General features: G+C 68.3%; 13 protein-coding genes. 7 read left to right on the top strand and 6 right to left on the bottom strand.

Going from position 1 to position 15,148, the window contains the following annotated elements; all coding sequences use genetic code 11:
• Positions 1-2 precede the first annotated feature (2 nt).
• Complete coding sequence (locus tag AX744_RS09660) at positions 3-290, bottom strand: hypothetical protein (RefSeq protein WP_061016568.1); 288 nt, start codon at positions 288-290, stop codon at positions 3-5.
• 43 nt (positions 291-333) lie between these two features.
• Positions 334-1,749: an RNB domain-containing ribonuclease gene (locus tag AX744_RS09655; protein WP_061016566.1), complete on the bottom strand. Its 1,416-nt coding sequence runs from the start codon at positions 1,747-1,749 to the stop codon at positions 334-336.
• A 68-nt stretch (positions 1,750-1,817) separates the two neighbouring features.
• Here AX744_RS09655 and AX744_RS09650 point away from each other — a divergent pair, with 68 nt between their 5' ends.
• The gene (locus tag AX744_RS09650; protein WP_058631275.1) at positions 1,818-2,588 is read left to right on the top strand and encodes an isocitrate lyase/PEP mutase family protein; all 771 of its coding nucleotides are present in this window, start codon (positions 1,818-1,820) and stop codon (positions 2,586-2,588) included.
• 42 nt (positions 2,589-2,630) lie between these two features.
• Positions 2,631-4,391 carry a proline--tRNA ligase gene (locus AX744_RS09645; RefSeq protein ID WP_046748262.1) on the top strand — a complete coding sequence of 587 codons (1,761 nt, stop codon included), beginning with the start codon at positions 2,631-2,633 and terminating at the stop codon, positions 4,389-4,391.
• A gap of 29 nt (positions 4,392-4,420) precedes the next feature.
• Here AX744_RS09645 and AX744_RS09640 read toward each other — a convergent pair whose 3' ends face one another.
• From AX744_RS09640 to AX744_RS09630, 3 genes are all read right to left on the bottom strand, one after another.
• Entirely contained in the window at positions 4,421-4,924 is a 504-nt protein-coding gene (locus AX744_RS09640) for a pyridoxamine 5'-phosphate oxidase family protein (protein ID WP_061016585.1), read from the bottom strand.
• 100 nt (positions 4,925-5,024) lie between these two features.
• Positions 5,025-5,624, bottom strand: a complete 600-nt coding sequence (locus AX744_RS09635) for a TetR family transcriptional regulator (protein ID WP_061016564.1) — start codon at positions 5,622-5,624, stop codon at positions 5,025-5,027.
• 21 nt (positions 5,625-5,645) lie between these two features.
• Positions 5,646-7,106: an APC family permease gene (locus tag AX744_RS09630; RefSeq protein ID WP_046748264.1), complete on the bottom strand. Its 1,461-nt coding sequence runs from the start codon at positions 7,104-7,106 to the stop codon at positions 5,646-5,648.
• A 151-nt stretch (positions 7,107-7,257) separates the two neighbouring features.
• Between AX744_RS09630 and AX744_RS09625 the strand changes: the two genes are divergently transcribed.
• Both AX744_RS09625 and AX744_RS09620 read left to right on the top strand, forming a co-directional pair.
• Entirely contained in the window at positions 7,258-8,418 is a 1,161-nt protein-coding gene (locus AX744_RS09625) for a DmpA family aminopeptidase (RefSeq protein ID WP_061016560.1), read from the top strand.
• Between the two features lie 53 nt (positions 8,419-8,471).
• Positions 8,472-9,512, top strand: coding sequence for a TIGR00730 family Rossman fold protein (locus AX744_RS09620; RefSeq protein WP_061016559.1), 1,041 nt, complete (start codon positions 8,472-8,474; stop codon positions 9,510-9,512).
• On the opposite strand, the gene AX744_RS09615 is transcribed toward AX744_RS09620, so the two are convergent.
• Entirely contained in the window at positions 9,481-10,836 is a 1,356-nt protein-coding gene (locus AX744_RS09615; RefSeq protein ID WP_082682756.1) for a flavin monoamine oxidase family protein, read from the bottom strand. The two genes, AX744_RS09620 and AX744_RS09615, sit on opposite strands and share 32 nt — an antisense overlap.
• 131 nt (positions 10,837-10,967) lie before the next feature.
• On the opposite strand from AX744_RS09615, the gene nusA reads away from it, so the two are divergent.
• The 3 genes from nusA to infB all read left to right on the top strand — a co-directional run bounded on the left by nusA (position 10,968) and on the right by infB (position 15,112).
• Positions 10,968-11,951, top strand: a complete 984-nt coding sequence (gene nusA, locus AX744_RS09610) for a transcription termination factor NusA (protein ID WP_046748267.1) — start codon at positions 10,968-10,970, stop codon at positions 11,949-11,951.
• On the top strand, positions 11,884-12,267 hold the full coding sequence (locus tag AX744_RS19990; protein ID WP_307723508.1) for a YlxR family protein: 384 nt from the start codon (positions 11,884-11,886) through the stop codon (positions 12,265-12,267). Before nusA ends, AX744_RS19990 begins: the two co-directional genes overlap by 68 nt.
• Positions 12,268-12,361: 94 nt before the next feature.
• Positions 12,362-15,112 (top strand): translation initiation factor IF-2, encoded by a 2,751-nt coding sequence (infB, locus tag AX744_RS09605; protein ID WP_061016557.1) that lies wholly within the window; start codon positions 12,362-12,364, stop codon positions 15,110-15,112.
• The last annotated feature ends 36 nt before the right edge of the window (positions 15,113-15,148 follow it).

Genomic DNA, 15,148 nt, shown 5'->3' with positions numbered 1-15,148 from the left:
CGTCAGCGGACGAACCCCGCCTGCACGCGGCCGCCCGCTCGCCTCAGTTCGTCTTCGACGCGATCGGCGAATGCAGTGAGATCACCGGCGAGCAGCGGAGCGCTCAACCTCTCGGCGCGACTGTCGCTCAGATCACGCAGCCGTCGGGGCAGCCATTTGCCGGTGGCAGTCCACCGACCGGCATCCAGGAGCATCAGCTCTGCGATCCGCTCGAAGAGCAGACCCGCCACGATCTGTCGCTCGAGTGCGTCTGTCGCGTCGCGCAGGTCGTCGAGCAGGTCGGTGATCATGTAACGACGAAAGCGAGACTCCGCGGCCTCGTCGCCGGGGTGCTCAGAGAGCGAACTCGACCTCTCCCGTGCCGATATCGGCACTGATGATGCGAAGCCGGACGACGTCGCCCGGTCGTGCCTCTGAGGGAATCGGCGCGGTCGCCGTGACCACCGGCTCGGTGAGTTGGACGGCAGCGCGCTCTCCGCGCAGCTCGATCACGGTGGCATCGACCGTCGAGCCGATCAGAGGCGTGAGGAGCGCGGCTTCCACGCTGTTGATCGTCGCCGCGTTCAGCCGCGACGCCCGTTGTCCCGACTCCTGCATCAGTGCGGGAAGCTGTGCGAGCGAGGAACGGATCCACGCGGGTATCGGCTCGCCGTTCGACACCGCGAGGCAGAGCGCGAGGACCCAGCGATCGACCAGGCGGCGCAGGGGAGCGGTCGCGTGCGCGTAAGGGGCGCCGATCGCCGCCTGCACGGCATCGTCCGGCGCCTGGCCGTCGAACACCAGATACCCGGCGCCACGGAACAGCGATGACGCGGCTTCCAGCACCGGGAGGGTCAACGGGTCGGTACGGTCCAGGGCCCGGAGATAGTCCCCGTACGCGCCGGAGGTCCACGGGCGGCCGAGAGCTTCGGTCTGGTGTCGGAACGTGTCGAAGGCCGCTCCATCCGGTTCCGGCATCGTCCGCAGGATGCCCACTCCGGCGTCGAGCATCAGCGTGGCAGCGGCCATCCCCGTCATGAGCGAGAGCTGGGCGTTCCATTCCTCGACGGGAAGCGGGCGTCGACGTTCGATCGCGTAGGTGCCGTCGTCTCCGCGCACCACCTCCTCGTCCGGCAGGTTCAGGCTCGCCCCGCCGCGCAGTCGCTCCTGCTCGAGCCGCAGAGCACCGATCTCGGGCAGCAGCGCGGCGGGCCCGTCCTCTCCGCGGTCGAGCGCATCCTGGGTGGTCCCGTAGTCGAGCTGCGCGCGCGAGCGGATCAGGGCGCGTTGCAGACGGAAGTCCGAGACGATGCCCGCGGAGTCGAGCTCGAAGATCCAGACGAGCGCCGGACGGTCGACGTCGGGGAGCAGCGAGGCGCGATCCTCGCTCAACACGCGCGGGTGGAGCGGGATCGTGCCGTCGGCGGCGTACAGGGTCTGTCCTCGCCGGCGCGCCTCGACGTCCACGGCTCCACCGGGGACGACGAACCCCGGGACGTCGGCGATCGCATACCGGACGGTGTACCCCGTTCCGGCGCGCTCGAGGTGGAAGGCCTGGTCGAGGTCTCGGGAGCCCTCCGGATCGAGCGTGGCGAAGGGGATCTCGCGAAGATCGAGCTCCGGGACCACGGCGGTCGCGGCCTCCGCCTCGGCGATGACGTCGTCGGGGAAGTCGAGGGGCGCATCCATCGACTCGCGCAGAGCAGCGAGCGCCGATGCCAATTCGGTCTGCGCGGCGGACGGGGCGACGTGCGATCGGCGCTGAGGCATGGTTCCAGCCTAGGCGCGGGTGCGGGTGAACCGGCCCTGCCGAAGCCATCCCGCGTTAGCGTGGAGTCATGATCACTGCAGCCAAAGCCCAGACCCTCGTCGGACTCTACGACGCACCGGAGATCCTCCGTGTCGTCAACGTGTGGGACGTCGTCTCCGCACGAGCGGTCGCCGCTCTGCCCGAGACGAAGGCGATCGCGACGGCCGGACACGGGATCGCCGCATCGTTCGGCTACGAGGACGGCTCGACGCCTCGCGACATCATGATCGACATGGTGGGTCGCATCGCGGCCGCCGTCCAGGTGCCCGTCACGGCAGACCTCGACGACGGGTACGGGGATGCGGGAGAGACCACCCGCCTCGCGATCGGAGTCGGCGTCGTCGGTGCGAACGTCGAGGATCGCCTCAAGCCGCTCGACGAGTCCGTCGCAGCGGTGGAGGCGATCGTGAAGGCCGCACAGTCGGAGGGCGTCTCCTTCGCTCTCAACGCCCGCACCGATGCGTTCGTCCGCGCCGGTGGTCGCCCCGTGCAGGAGAGCATCGCCGATGCGATCCAGCGTGGTCGCGCCTACCTCGATGCCGGCGCGACGGCGGTCTTCGTCCCCGGCATCCTCGACATGAACGTGACCCGCCAGCTCGTCGAGGGCATCGGCGAGCGCAAGGTGAGCGTCATCGGGATCCCCGGCGCCCTCGCCGCGTCCGAGTACGAGAAGCTCGGCGTCGCACGCATCTCGTACGGCCCGCTTCCGCAGCGGGTGGCTCTGACGGCCCTGCAGGAGCTGGCGGCCGACCTCTACGCGGGTGGCGTCGTCCCGGCGAACCTTCCCGCTCTCAACTGACGCGGTCGAAGACGGGTGACCACGGCTCACTAGACTTGCTCCGTGGTCACTCGTCTTTCGAACTTCTTCCTCCGCACGCTCCGTGAAGACCCTGCAGGCGCAGAGGTCGCCAGCCATCGGCTGCTGATCCGGGCGGGATACATCCGCCCGCAGGCCGCCGGCATCTTCGCGTGGCTGCCACTGGGGCTGCGCGTCAAGTCGAAGATCGAGACGGTCGTCCGGGAGGAGATGGCAGCCGCCGGCGCGCAGGAGGTGCATTTCCCCGCTCTCATGCCGCGTGAGGCCTACGAGGCCACCGGGCGCTGGGACGAGTACGGCGACCTGCTCTTCCGCCTGCAGGACCGCAAGGGCGGCGACTACCTGCTCGCGCCCACGCACGAGGAGGCGTTCACGCTGCTCGTGAAGGACCTCTACTCCTCGTACAAGGACCTGCCCCTCACGATCTTCCAGATCCAGGACAAGTACCGCGATGAGGCACGCCCGCGGGCGGGTCTGCTCCGCGGACGCGAGTTCACGATGAAGGACGCGTACTCGTTCGACTCGTCAGACGAGGGCCTGGACGTCAGCTACCAGGCGCAGCGCGACGCGTACGAGCGCATCTTCCAGCGCCTCGGACTCGAGTACGTCATCGTCCAGGCCGACGCCGGCGCGATGGGCGGCTCCCGGAGCGAGGAGTTCCTGCACCCCACGCCTGTCGGGGAGGACACGTTCGTGCGGAGCGCGGGCGGGTACGCGGCGAACGTCGAGGCCTTCACCACGGCGGTGCCAGAGGCCATCGCTTACGACGCCGAGGCGTCCCCGGTCATCTTCGACTCCCCGGACACGCCGACCATCGACACGCTGGTGGCTCACGCCAACCGCGAACTCGACGGCGAGTACACCGCTGCGGACACGCTCAAGAACGTCGTCCTCGCCCTCACGCATCTCGATGGCACCCGCGAACTGGTCATTGTCGGCATCCCCGGTGACCGCGAGGTCGATGAGAAGCGCGCCGAGGTGGCCTTCGCGCCCGCCGAGGTCGAGACGGCCACCGCGGACGACTTCGAGAACAACCCGCTGCTCGTGAAGGGCTACATCGGTCCGTGGTCGCCGACGGGAGCAGTGCTCGGCGAGGAGTCGGCCACCGGCATCCGTTACCTCGTCGATCCGCGCGTGAGCGAGGGCACGAGCTGGATCACCGGCGCGAACATCGACGAGAAGCACGCGCACTCCGTGGTGGCCGGCCGCGACTTCGCCGCCGACGGCATCGTGGAGATCGCGAACGTGCGTGCAGGCGATCCCGCCCCCGACGGCTCCGGTCCGGTCGAGCTCGCTCGCGGCATGGAGATCGGGCACGTCTTCCAGCTCGGACGCAAGTACGCCGAGGCATTGGGCCTCAAGGTGCTGAACGAGAACGGCAAGCTCGTCACCGTCACGATGGGCTCGTACGGCATTGGCGTGACCCGTATCCTCGCGATCATCGCCGAGCTCAACAACGACGACAAGGGCCTCATCTGGCCGGCGTCCGTCGCGCCGTTCGACGTGCAGGTCGTCGCCGCGGGCCGCGACCAGGTCGCGTTCGAGGTCGCGGAGGGGATCTCCGCTCAGCTCGAAGCCGCGGGGCTCGACGTGCTCTACGACGACCGGCCGAAGGTCTCGCCCGGAGTGAAGTTCGGAGACGCCGAGCTCGTCGGTGTGCCGAAGATCGTCATCGTCGGCCGCGGGGCCGCGGAGGGCCAGGTCGAGCTGTGGGACCGCGCCACCGGGGAGCGCGAGGCCGTCTCCGTCGACGAGGTCGTGCCGCGACTCTCCGCCGCGCACTGACCCCACAGTGAGCCTTCACGGCCGCATCGTCAGCAGACGATGCGGCCGTGGTTCATGGTGTCGTCGTCCGGGGTGTCCCGGGTCACGAGCGACTTCAGCGCACCCGCCGCGAGCGCGAGCCTGCCTTTCGACGGCTCCCAGAACTCGGTGACCTTCGGCGTGACCTTGAGGAGGGCGATGCCCGGGGTGTCGAGGCCGTCCGCGAACCAGATCTCCAGCGACGCGGAGTAGAGCTCCTCCATCTTGGCGCGGTCGTGCACCACTTCTGCGGTGCCGGCGACCGACACGTATCGCATGCCCTTGGCATCGCAGTAGGCGAGGCCCACGTCGCGGTGCTTTCGGGCCTCGTGGACCTTCTCGGTGTCCTCAGCGGTGAAGAACCAGATGTCGCCCGCGTCGTCCATCTGCCTGGTCGACATCGGCCGACTCACGAGGTTGCCGTCGTCGTCGGTCGTGGTGAGCATCGTGATGTCGATGTCCTCCACGAGTTCGGCGATGCGGGCGAGGGCTTCGGGTCCTGTGATCTCTGTCATGACGTCAGCGTGCCGTGCGGAGCGTGCGGGCACACGGGCATTGACAGGGAGCAGCCGCCGTGCTCGACATCGCCGAAGGCAGACGAGTGGACGGCGGGGTTCAGCCGCCGAAGTCGCAGTCGAGGGCAGTGCGGGCGTAGGAGAGGATGTTCGACCGGTACGTCTGCGCTCCCAGCTCGACGCCGATCAGCGGGTAGAGGTCGTACGCGTCCTCGAGAGCGACGATGTTCCGTGCGATCACGGTGAGGTCGGCGGTGGGGCGGAAGGTGCCGAGCGCCGTGCCGATCTCGATCGTCGATCTGTAGAGCGCGACCTGCCGTTCGACGATGGAGCGGTGCAGGGGACGATACTGAGGCTGTTCCCGCAGCAGGGGGATGCTCTCGTACGCCATGCGCAGCTGGTCGCTGATCTCGTCCGGGATCCCGGCCGTGACGAGAGCGACCAGACGCTTCGCCGGGTCGGGCTCGTTCTCGGCGAGTGCGCGTCGCCTCTCGTACATCTCCTCCAGGACACCCTCGACGGTCGCGTACATGAGCTCGTCGAAGGTGGAGAAGTAGTACAGCACGCTCCCCGCGCTGACCGAGGCCTCCGCGGCGACCGCGCGCACGTTCGTGCCGAGGAGACCGCTGCGCCCGGCGACGCGCCTGGTCGCGGAGATGAGCTCCGCCCGTCGGGTGGCGTGCTTGCGCTGCTCGGCCACGTATCCTCCTCGCGCCTGGCGCTACTCGTCGTCGGGAACGAGCGTGGTGAGTTCAGCATAGTGGCGGGGACGACGTCGCTTCAGGACGATCCCGACGACGATGCCGGCCACGAACAGGGCGGGGGTGGGGGCGAGGAGCGCGAGGTTGACGGGCCCCTGGAGGCCGGTGACGAGATCGAAGTTGGTCGCGATGAGGACGAATCCGACGATCAGACCGAGCGCCCCGAGCGCCGGTGCGACCAGTACCCGCCAGATGCTGTGGCCTCGCCGCCCTCTCAGGAAGAAGCCGACCACGGCGATGGCGGCCACGGCTTGGGCGAAGACCAACCCGGCCACGCCGATCGAGTACACAGGGAGCGCGAAGCCGAGGAAGGGATCCGCTCCGCTGATGATCGTCACCGCGATGGCCACGAGCGACACGATCGAGATCACGAGGCTTGCGTGGTGAGGTGCCTGCGTCGTCGGCTGGGTCTGCGCGAGCCACGACGGCAGCAGACGCTCCCGTCCGAGCGAGAAGAGGTACCGGGAGCTGGCGTTGTGGAACGCGAGGAGGCAGGCGAAGAAGCTCGTGACGATCAGCACCCGCATCGTCACGGACGCCCACGCGCCCAGGTACGCGTCGCCGGCGTGGAAGACCATGTCCTGGAAGTCGTCCTGCAGGGCGAGGCGCAGCACGCCCTCGATGCCGAAGGCGACCGTGAGGATCCAGAACGTGAAGGCGTAGAAGACGCCGAGGAACGCGATCGAGATGTATGTCGCGATCGGCACGGTGCGTGCCGGATCCCGCGCCTCCTCGGCGTAGATCGCCGTGCTCTCGAAGCCGAGGTAGGCACCGAACCCGAAGACGAAGAGCGCGCCGCTCCCGGCGGCGAAGAAGACGTTCTCGGGTGCGAAGGAGGCGAACGAGATCGGCTCGGGGCCGCCCGAGGCGAGCACGGCGATCGCGAGGACGAGCAGGATGGCGACCTCGGCCGTGAGCAGGACGCCCAGAACTTTGGCACCGACATCGATCTTGCGGTAGCCGAGCACCCCGACGATGACGAGCGCCAGCAGCGCGTAGACGGTCCAGGGCAGATCGATGCCGAAGAGTGCGGAGAACGTCATCTCCCCGAAGAACCCGACGAAGCCGTAGAAGCAGATGCACAGGGCGGTGTAGGAGAAGATCGTCACGAACACGATGCCGATGCCGACGGGTTTGCCGAGTCCTCGAGCGCCGTAGACGTAGAAGGCGCCGGTGTTGCGCACATACCTCGACATGGCGGTGAAACCGAAGGCGAACAGCATCAGCACGACACCGCTGGCGAGCATCGCGCCCGGGCCGCCGATGCCGGCGAGACGGAAGTCCGTGGCTGCAGCGCTGGCGACGACCGTGAGGGGAGCTGCGGCGGAGACCACGAAGAAGACGATCGCCCAGACTCCGAGGCGCCGCTGGGCGAGCGTCGTGGTCGTGGTCGTGGGGACGGAGGGATTCGGCTGAGACATCTGCGGCTCCGGAATCTGCTGTCGGGAGGGTGCGTATCGGACGGTGCGAGCTCTTGAACAGTGATTCAAAGGGCACAGCCGGGTTAAGTCAAGCAAAACATGCGTTGGATGACATACTCTCTGAACATACGTTCAGGTCAGAGTGGAGTACATGGTGGTTTCCTCATCGGCGTCGGAGTCGTCACGCAGGCGTATCAGGGCAAGGGATCTGGGGGTCCCGTTCGCGGGACGCAGCGGCACCCACGGCGCGATCACCGACGTCCCCGGTGTGGCCGTCGGATATCGCACAATGATCGCGGGGGAGGGAGCGCACGCCGTCCGCACCGGGGTCACCGCCGTCCTGCCCCGGGGCCGCGAGGGAGTGGGCGTGCCCTGTGCTGCGGCCGTCCACGCCTTCAACGGGAACGGCGAGCTCACCGGCCGCGCATGGATCGACGAGTCCGGATCGCTGTCCATGCCGATCGGGATCACCAGCTCGCATGCGGTCGGAGCCGTGCACAGCGGTATCGACTCCTGGGTGGCGCAGATCGCCCCGCACGTCGCCGCCCAGTGGATGCTGCCCGTCGTCGGGGAGACCTGGGACGGATACCTCAACGACATCAACGGCGGTCACGTCACGCCGGCGGACGCGTGGTCGGCCCTGGAGGTGGCCAGCACCGCCGCACCGGCGGAGGGGAACGTCGGCGGAGGGACGGGGATGAACTGCTACGGCTTCAAGGGAGGCACCGGCACGGCATCCAGAACGGTGGCGTACGGCGGTGCCGAGTACACCGTCGGAGTCCTCATCCAGGCGAACTTCGGTGCGCGCGACGAGCTTCGGCTCGGCAGCATCGACCTGGGCGCACGATCGTCGGCGCCGAACCCGATGGGCGACGACGGCTGGTTCGCTCGGGAGCGGCGCCAACATGCCCCGGGAGGAGCCGGATCCGCGATCGTGGTCATCGCCACTGACGCCCCCTTCCTTCCCGGTCAGTGCGCGGCACTGGCTCGTCGGGGAGCCCTGGGTCTCGGCCGCAGCGGCACCGCGGGCAGTCACTTCTCGGGCGACATCGTCCTCGCGTTCTCCACCGCGAACGAGGGTGCGCTCACGTCGCAGTTCCCGGAGGGGAGCGACGAGGTCTACGAGACCATGCGCCTGATCCCGTGGGGGCGGATCGATCCCTTCCTGACGGCAGCGGTGCAGGCCGTCGACGAGGCCGTGTGGAACGCACTCGTCGCAGCGCAGGACATGACAGGACGCGACGGGCACAGGAGCCTCGCGCTCCCGCACGACGAGATCCGGGCGGCCGTCGACGAGTCCCGCGGAGTCTGAGCGACGGCGTGGCAGGAGGCCACGGTCGCCCCGGAGCATGACACCCTGGAGGCATGATCGACGAACCCCTCCCTGAAGCGCTCAGCGCCGAGATCAACGCCGTCCTCGACGATGCGGGAGTGCACACCGACCGCAGGCTCGTGATGCGGATGCTGCGCACCGCGATCCTTCTGGGGGAGGACGGCGCCGACCGCCTCGATCTGAAGATCGCCTCGGCAGCGCTCGCCGAGATGCGGGATGCGTTCCGTCTCTTCGCTCCGTTCCGCGGCGTCCCCAAGGTCACGGTCTTCGGCTCGGCGCGAACCAGGCAGGACGATCCGCTGTATCTGACGGCGCGCGACGTCGCCTCGGCCCTCGCGGGGGATGGGTGGATGGTCGTCACGGGGGCGGGGCCCGGCATCATGCAGGCGGCTTCCGAGGGAGCGGGTCCTGCCCTCTCGCTGGGCGTCTCGATCAGGCTCCCGTTCGAGGAGAAGCCCAACGGCTTCGTGGCCGGCCAGGACCACGTGGTCGCGATGAAGTACTTCTTCACCCGCAAGCTCATGCTCATCAAGGAATCGCTCGGGTTCATCTGCCTGCCGGGTGGGTTCGGCACCCTCGACGAGATGTTCGAGCTGCTCACCCTGCAGCAGACCGGCAAGGCGGAACCGGCGCCGATCGTTCTCCTCGACGAGCCGGGTGGCACGTTCTGGCAGGGGCTTCGCAGCTTCATCGACGACCATCTCGCCCCGACCGGGGTCATCTCGGAGGGCGACTTCGATCGCGTCGTGATCACGGATTCGGTCGATGCGGCCAGGGCGGAGATCACGGGCTTCTGGCACAACTACGACTCATTGCGCTGGGTGGGCGATGCGCTGGTGCTGCGGCTCAAGGCGGAGCCGACGGACGAGGAGATCGATCGGCTCAACGAGGAGTTCGGCTCGATGCTGTCATCGGGGAGGATCGAGCGGACGGGCCCGCGTCAGCCGGAGGTCGCCGACGCCGACAACCTCGACCTCCCGCGCCTGATCCTGCACCTGGATCAGCGGCAGGTGGGCAATCTGTTCCGACTGATCGGCGCGATCAACGCCCTACCGTCTGCTCCCGCGCGGTGATGCGGGCGGCGAAGTCGGCGAGATCGACCGGGCGATCGAGGATGCGCTCCGCAGCGCGGTGGCCGGAGTAGAACGCCGCCCCGACCGTGGCCGGCTCATCGCCCCAGGTGGCTTCGCCGGCGAAGTGCAGCACCCCGTCGACGGGGCCCGCCAGAGCATCGTGATCGTGGTGCGTCGATCCCAGGGCGAGGTGGGAGTACGAGCCGTTCGAGAACTCGTCCTCGCCCCAACGCGTGACCCAGTGCGCGAGCGGTTCACCGACGGCGTCTCCGTAGAGGACGTGGAGAGCGCTGACCGCGTCGGCGACGATCTCGGCATCAGCGAGGTCCTGCATCCGACGACCGAAAGGGCCGGCGGCGAAGGTGAGGAGCGTGGGGATCCCGCTCACTGCCGACACGTCGTACCAGGAGTGCCAGTGCTCGCCGGCGTCGCCGAGTGCGCGGATCACGTACGTCTCCTCGTCCCAGAAGCGCTCGGGGAACTGGACGAACACCTTGTTGAACACGCCCATCCCGAGGCGGGAGATAGGGCCGGAGACCGCTTCGGGGAGCTCGGGATCGAACGAGATCGTTCCCGCCTTGAGGACCCCGAGCGGCACGGTGACGATGACGCGGTCCGCGCGGTACTCGGTATCACCGGCGCGCACGACGACGCCCGCTGCGGAACGGCTCACGCGGGTCACGACCGTCTCCAGGCGCACATCGAGGCCGTCTGCGATGCGGCGGGGGAGCTCGTCGTAACCGCGGGGGAAGATGACCTCGTCGCCCTCGATCGCATCCTCATCGAGGCCATGGGCATCGAGATCGCCGATCCAGGCGCCGCACTGCTCCTCGACGCGATGGCGGAAGAACTCGCGGATGTCGTCGATGCGATCAGGGGAGAGCCCCGACCTGTCCAGAGCGCGCTCCGTGACGTCCAGGTACGTGTCGCCGGAGGAGGATGCGGCGATCTCCTCCACGAGCAGGCGGTCGGCCAGGTCGACGTCGCTGACCCACTGCGCGGTCGCGGCTTCGTCCAGACGGCGGCCCTCGCCGTCGTAGTTCTCGATCGGGCGACCTCCCACCTGGAAGCTGCCCACCGTGTACTCGATCGCCGGGATGCGCAGCGCATGCACGAGGTCCCACAGCGGGGAGTTCTCGATGCCGTGGATCCATGAGGCGCCGAGATCGACCGGGAATCCGGCGCTGCGGTCGGTGTGCATGCGGCCTCCGATGCGGTCGCGCCCCTCGAGGACCACGACGCGCTGACCGGCGTCGGCGAGCATCCGGGCGCTCGTGAGCCCCGACATGCCTGCGCCGATCACCACCGTGTCGAATGTGCTCACGTGCTCCTCCTCGAGCGGCTCCGGGATTCCGCCACCGCCGCCGCCGTGCGGGAGCCGGTGGGCACAGGGTATCGTGGTACGGATGTCGCGCGTGCGAACAGGCGCGACGAGAGCTGAATAGAGAGGCCGTCATGGACATCGAACTGAGTCTGCTGCGAGGGATCGAGAAGGAGAAGGCGATTCCCTTCGATGAGCTCGTCGCCATCATCGAGCAGGCGATCCTGACCGCGTACTCCAAGCACGTCGCAGCCGACGGCGTCACGCCCGAGGGTGTCCGCGTCGACCTCGACCGCAAGACCGGCCATGTCGCCGTCCTGCAGGTCGTCAAGGACGAAGAGGGCGCGATCATCGGCGAAGAGGACGCGACGCCGGATGACTTCGGCCGCATCGCCGCCTTCGCCGCCAAGCAGGTCATCAGCCAGCGTCTCCGTGACATCGCGGACGACGTCGTGCTCGGCGACTTCAAGGACAAGGAAGGCGACATCGTCGCCGGCGTGATCCAGCAGGGCCCGAATCCCCGCATGATCCACGTCGACCTCGGTTCCGTCGAGGCGATCCTTCCCCCTGAGGAGCAGGTGCCAGGCGAGGAGTACACGCACGGCTCGCGCCTGCGCGTCTACGTCACGAGTGTGGCCAAGGGGCTCAAGGGCCCGCAGATCACCGTCTCGCGTACGCACCCTGGGCTCGTCCGCAAGCTCTTCGCCCTGGAGGTGCCGGAGATCGCGGCCGGTCTGGTCGAGATCGTGGCGCTGGCCCGGGAGGCCGGACACCGCACGAAGATCGCGGTGAAGGCGAACGACCCCTCCATCAATGCCAAGGGCGCCTGCATCGGTGAGCTGGGTCGTCGTGTGCGCGCGGTGACCGAGGAGCTCGCCGGCGAGAAGATCGACATCGTCGACTACGACGCGGACCTCCCGACCTTCGTGGCGCACGCGCTTTCACCCGCCAAGGTCACGAGCTCTTTCGTGCTCGATGCCGGCACCAAGGCCGTCCGCGCGCTGGTGCCCGACTACCAGCTGTCGCTCGCGATCGGCAAGGAGGGCCAGAATGCCCGCCTGGCCGCCAAGCTCACGGGGGCGAAGATCGACATCCAGCCGGACAGCGTCCTCGACTGACCGGCTTCGGCCTTCCGCCGCGCCCGGGAACGGGCGAGGCGGGGTGAAACGCAGGTGTAAGATGGAACCCGTACGAACGTGCGTCGGTTGTCGCACGCGTGCTCCCCGCTCCGCCCTTCTCCGGGTGGTTGCCCAGAACGACACCCTCATCCCCGATGAGCGTGCTGTCCTGCCGGGGCGCGGCGCGTGGGTGCATCCGACACCCGAATGCATGGAGGCCGCTCTGCGGCGACGAGCCTTCGGACGAGCACTGCGTGTGAACACTCAGCTGGACACACGGACCTTCGAACAGCACCCACCAAGAAACAAAGGCTGAACAGCTATGGAAACAAAGTGAACGGCTCGAAATGAGACCCGTCCGCGACTAGTGGTCTGCCCTGTCTGGGTGGACCGACTCAGACAGGAGAATTGTGGCTGGTAAACCACGCGTACATGAGATCGCCGCCGAACTCGGCGTCGACAGCAAGATCGCACTTGCAAAGCTCAAGGAACTCGGCGAGTTCGTGAAGAGCCCCTCTTCGACCATCGAACCGCCGGTGGCGCGCAAGCTGCGCGCGGCGATCGAGGCCGACAGCTCGCTCAAGAGCGCAGCCCCTGCTGCTCCGGCCGCGAAGCCGGCAGCGTCTGCGGCGAAGCCCGGTGCGGGTTCCGGCGCCAAGCCGGGCCCGAAGCCCGGCCCCAAGCCCGGTCCCAAGCCCGCCCCGGAGGCTCCGGCCCCCGCTGCTCCGGCACCCGCGGACCCGACTCCTGCACCTGCAGCAGCGGCCCCCGCGCCTGCAGCTCCGGAGGCGGCCGCACCCGCCGAGAGCAGTGCACCGACTCCGGGCGCTCCGCGTCCGGGTAACAACCCCTTCTCGTCCGCGCAGGGCATGGGCCAGCGTCCCGCCGGTCCCCGTCCCGGCAACAACCCCTTCGCCTCGGCGCAGGGCATGGGCCAGCGTCCGACTCCGGGCAACATCCCGCGTCCTCAGGCGCCTCGTCCCGGTGCACCCCGTCCGGGTGCGCCTCGGCCCGGCTCGCCTCGTCCTGGTGCACCCCGCGGTGGCCAGGGTGGTCGTCCCGGTGCTCCGTTCCAGCAGCGTCCCGGAGGCCCCGGTCGTCCCGGCGGCGCCGGTGGACCCGGTGGAGCAGGCGGCCCCGGTGCACGTCCCGGCGGCGGTTTCGCCGGTCGTCCCGGTGGTGGCGGCGGTCGCGGCCGTGGACCCGGCGGTGGCACGGCAGGTGCCTTCGGTAAGGGCGGCGGCAAGAGCAAGCAGCGCAAGTCGCGGCGGGCGAAGCGGCAAGAGTTCGAGATGCGGAGTGCTCCGGTTGTCGGTGGCGTCAACGTCACCCGCGGCAACGGAGAGATCATCCGCATGCGTCGCGGCGCATCGATCGCGGACTTCGCGGACAAGATCGAGACGCTGACCGGCTACACGGTGCAGCCCGGAACCCTCGTGACGATCCTCTTCAACCTCGGCGAGATGGCCACGGCCACCGAGTCGCTGGACGAGGCGACGTTCGAGGTGCTGGGCGAGGAGCTCGGTTACAAGATCCAGATGGTCTCGCCCGAGGACGAGGACAAGGAGCTCCTCGAGGGCTTCGGTCTCGACCTCGAGGCCGAGCTGGAGGCGGAGAGCGAGGAAGACCTCGAGATCCGTCCTCCCGTCGTCACCGTCATGGGTCACGTCGACCACGGTAAGACGCGACTGCTCGACGCAATCCGTCAGACCAACGTCATCGAGGGAGAAGCCGGCGGCATCACCCAGCACATCGGTGCCTACCAGGTCTGGACCGAGCACGAAGGCATCGAGCGAGCCATCACGTTCATCGACACCCCGGGTCACGAGGCGTTCACCGCCATGCGTGCCCGTGGTGCGCAGGTCACCGACCTCGCGATCCTCGTGGTCGCAGCCGACGACGGCATCATGCCGCAGACGGTCGAGGCGCTGAACCACGCACAGGCGGCGAACGTGCCGATCGTGGTCGCGGTGAACAAGGTCGACAAGCCCGACGCCAACCCCTCGAAGGTGCGTCAGCAGCTGACCGAGTATGGTCTCGTCGCCGAGGAGTTCGGTGGCGACGTCATGTTCGTCGACGTCTCCGCTCGGGCGAACACGGGTATCCAGGATCTCCTGGATGCCGTGCTGCTCACGGCGGATGCCGGCCTCGACCTGACCGCGAACCCGAACAAGGCCGCTCGCGGTGTCGCCATCGAGGCGAAGCTCGACAAGGGTCGCGGTTCGGTCGCCACGGTGCTCATCCAGTCCGGAACGCTCCGGGTCGGCGACGCGATCGTCGCGGGTACGGCCTACGGCCGTGTGCGTGCGATGGCCGACGAGAACGGCGAGCAGGTCCTCGAGGCCTACCCGTCGCGTCCGGTCCAGGTGCAGGGTCTGAACTCCGTACCGCGCGCCGGCGACGTCTTCATCGTCACCGAGGAAGACCGCATGGCCCGTCAGATCGCTGAGAAGCGTGAAGCGGTCGAGCGCAACGCCCAGCTGGCCAAGGCCCGCAAGCGCATCTCGCTCGAGGACTTCACCCGTGCTCTCGAAGAGGGCAAGGTCGAATCTCTCAACCTCATCATCAAGGGTGACGTCTCCGGTGCCGTCGAGGCACTCGAGGAGTCGCTGCTCAAGATCGAGGTCGACGACTCGGTGCAGCTGCGCATCATCCACCGCGGTGTCGGCGCGATCACCGAGTCCGACGTGAACCTGGCGACGATCGACAACGCGATCATCGTGGGCTTCAACGTCCGCCCGGACACGAAGGCGCGCGAGCGCGCCGCTCGTGAAGGCGTGGACATCCGCTTCTACTCCGTCATCTACAACGCGATCGACGAGATCGAGAGCTCGCTCAAGGGCATGCTCAAGCCGGAGTACGAAGAGGTCCAGTCGGGTGTCGCCGAGATCCGCGAGGTGTTCCGCTCCTCGAAGTTCGGCAACATCGCCGGTGTCATCGTGCGATCGGGAACGATCACCCGCAACGCCAAGGCTCGCGTCATCCGCGACGGCGTCGTCATCGCCGATGGTCTCGCCATCGAGTCGCTGCGTCGCTTCAAGGACGATGTCACCGAGGTCCGTACGGACTACGAGGCCGGTATCGGACTCGGGAAGTACAACGACATCCAGATCGGTGACGAGATCGAGACGACCGAGCTCATCGAGAAGCCTCGCGGCTGATCTATTCGAAACACTCTCGGGCGTTCCCCGTCTCCC

It is taken from the genome of Microbacterium sp. CCH5-D1, assembly GCF_001557335.1.
Taxonomy (GTDB): domain Bacteria; phylum Actinomycetota; class Actinomycetes; order Actinomycetales; family Microbacteriaceae; genus Microbacterium; species Microbacterium oxydans.
The sequence above is the reverse complement of the archived record's forward strand: the minus strand, read 5'-3'. Positions and strand labels throughout refer to the sequence as shown.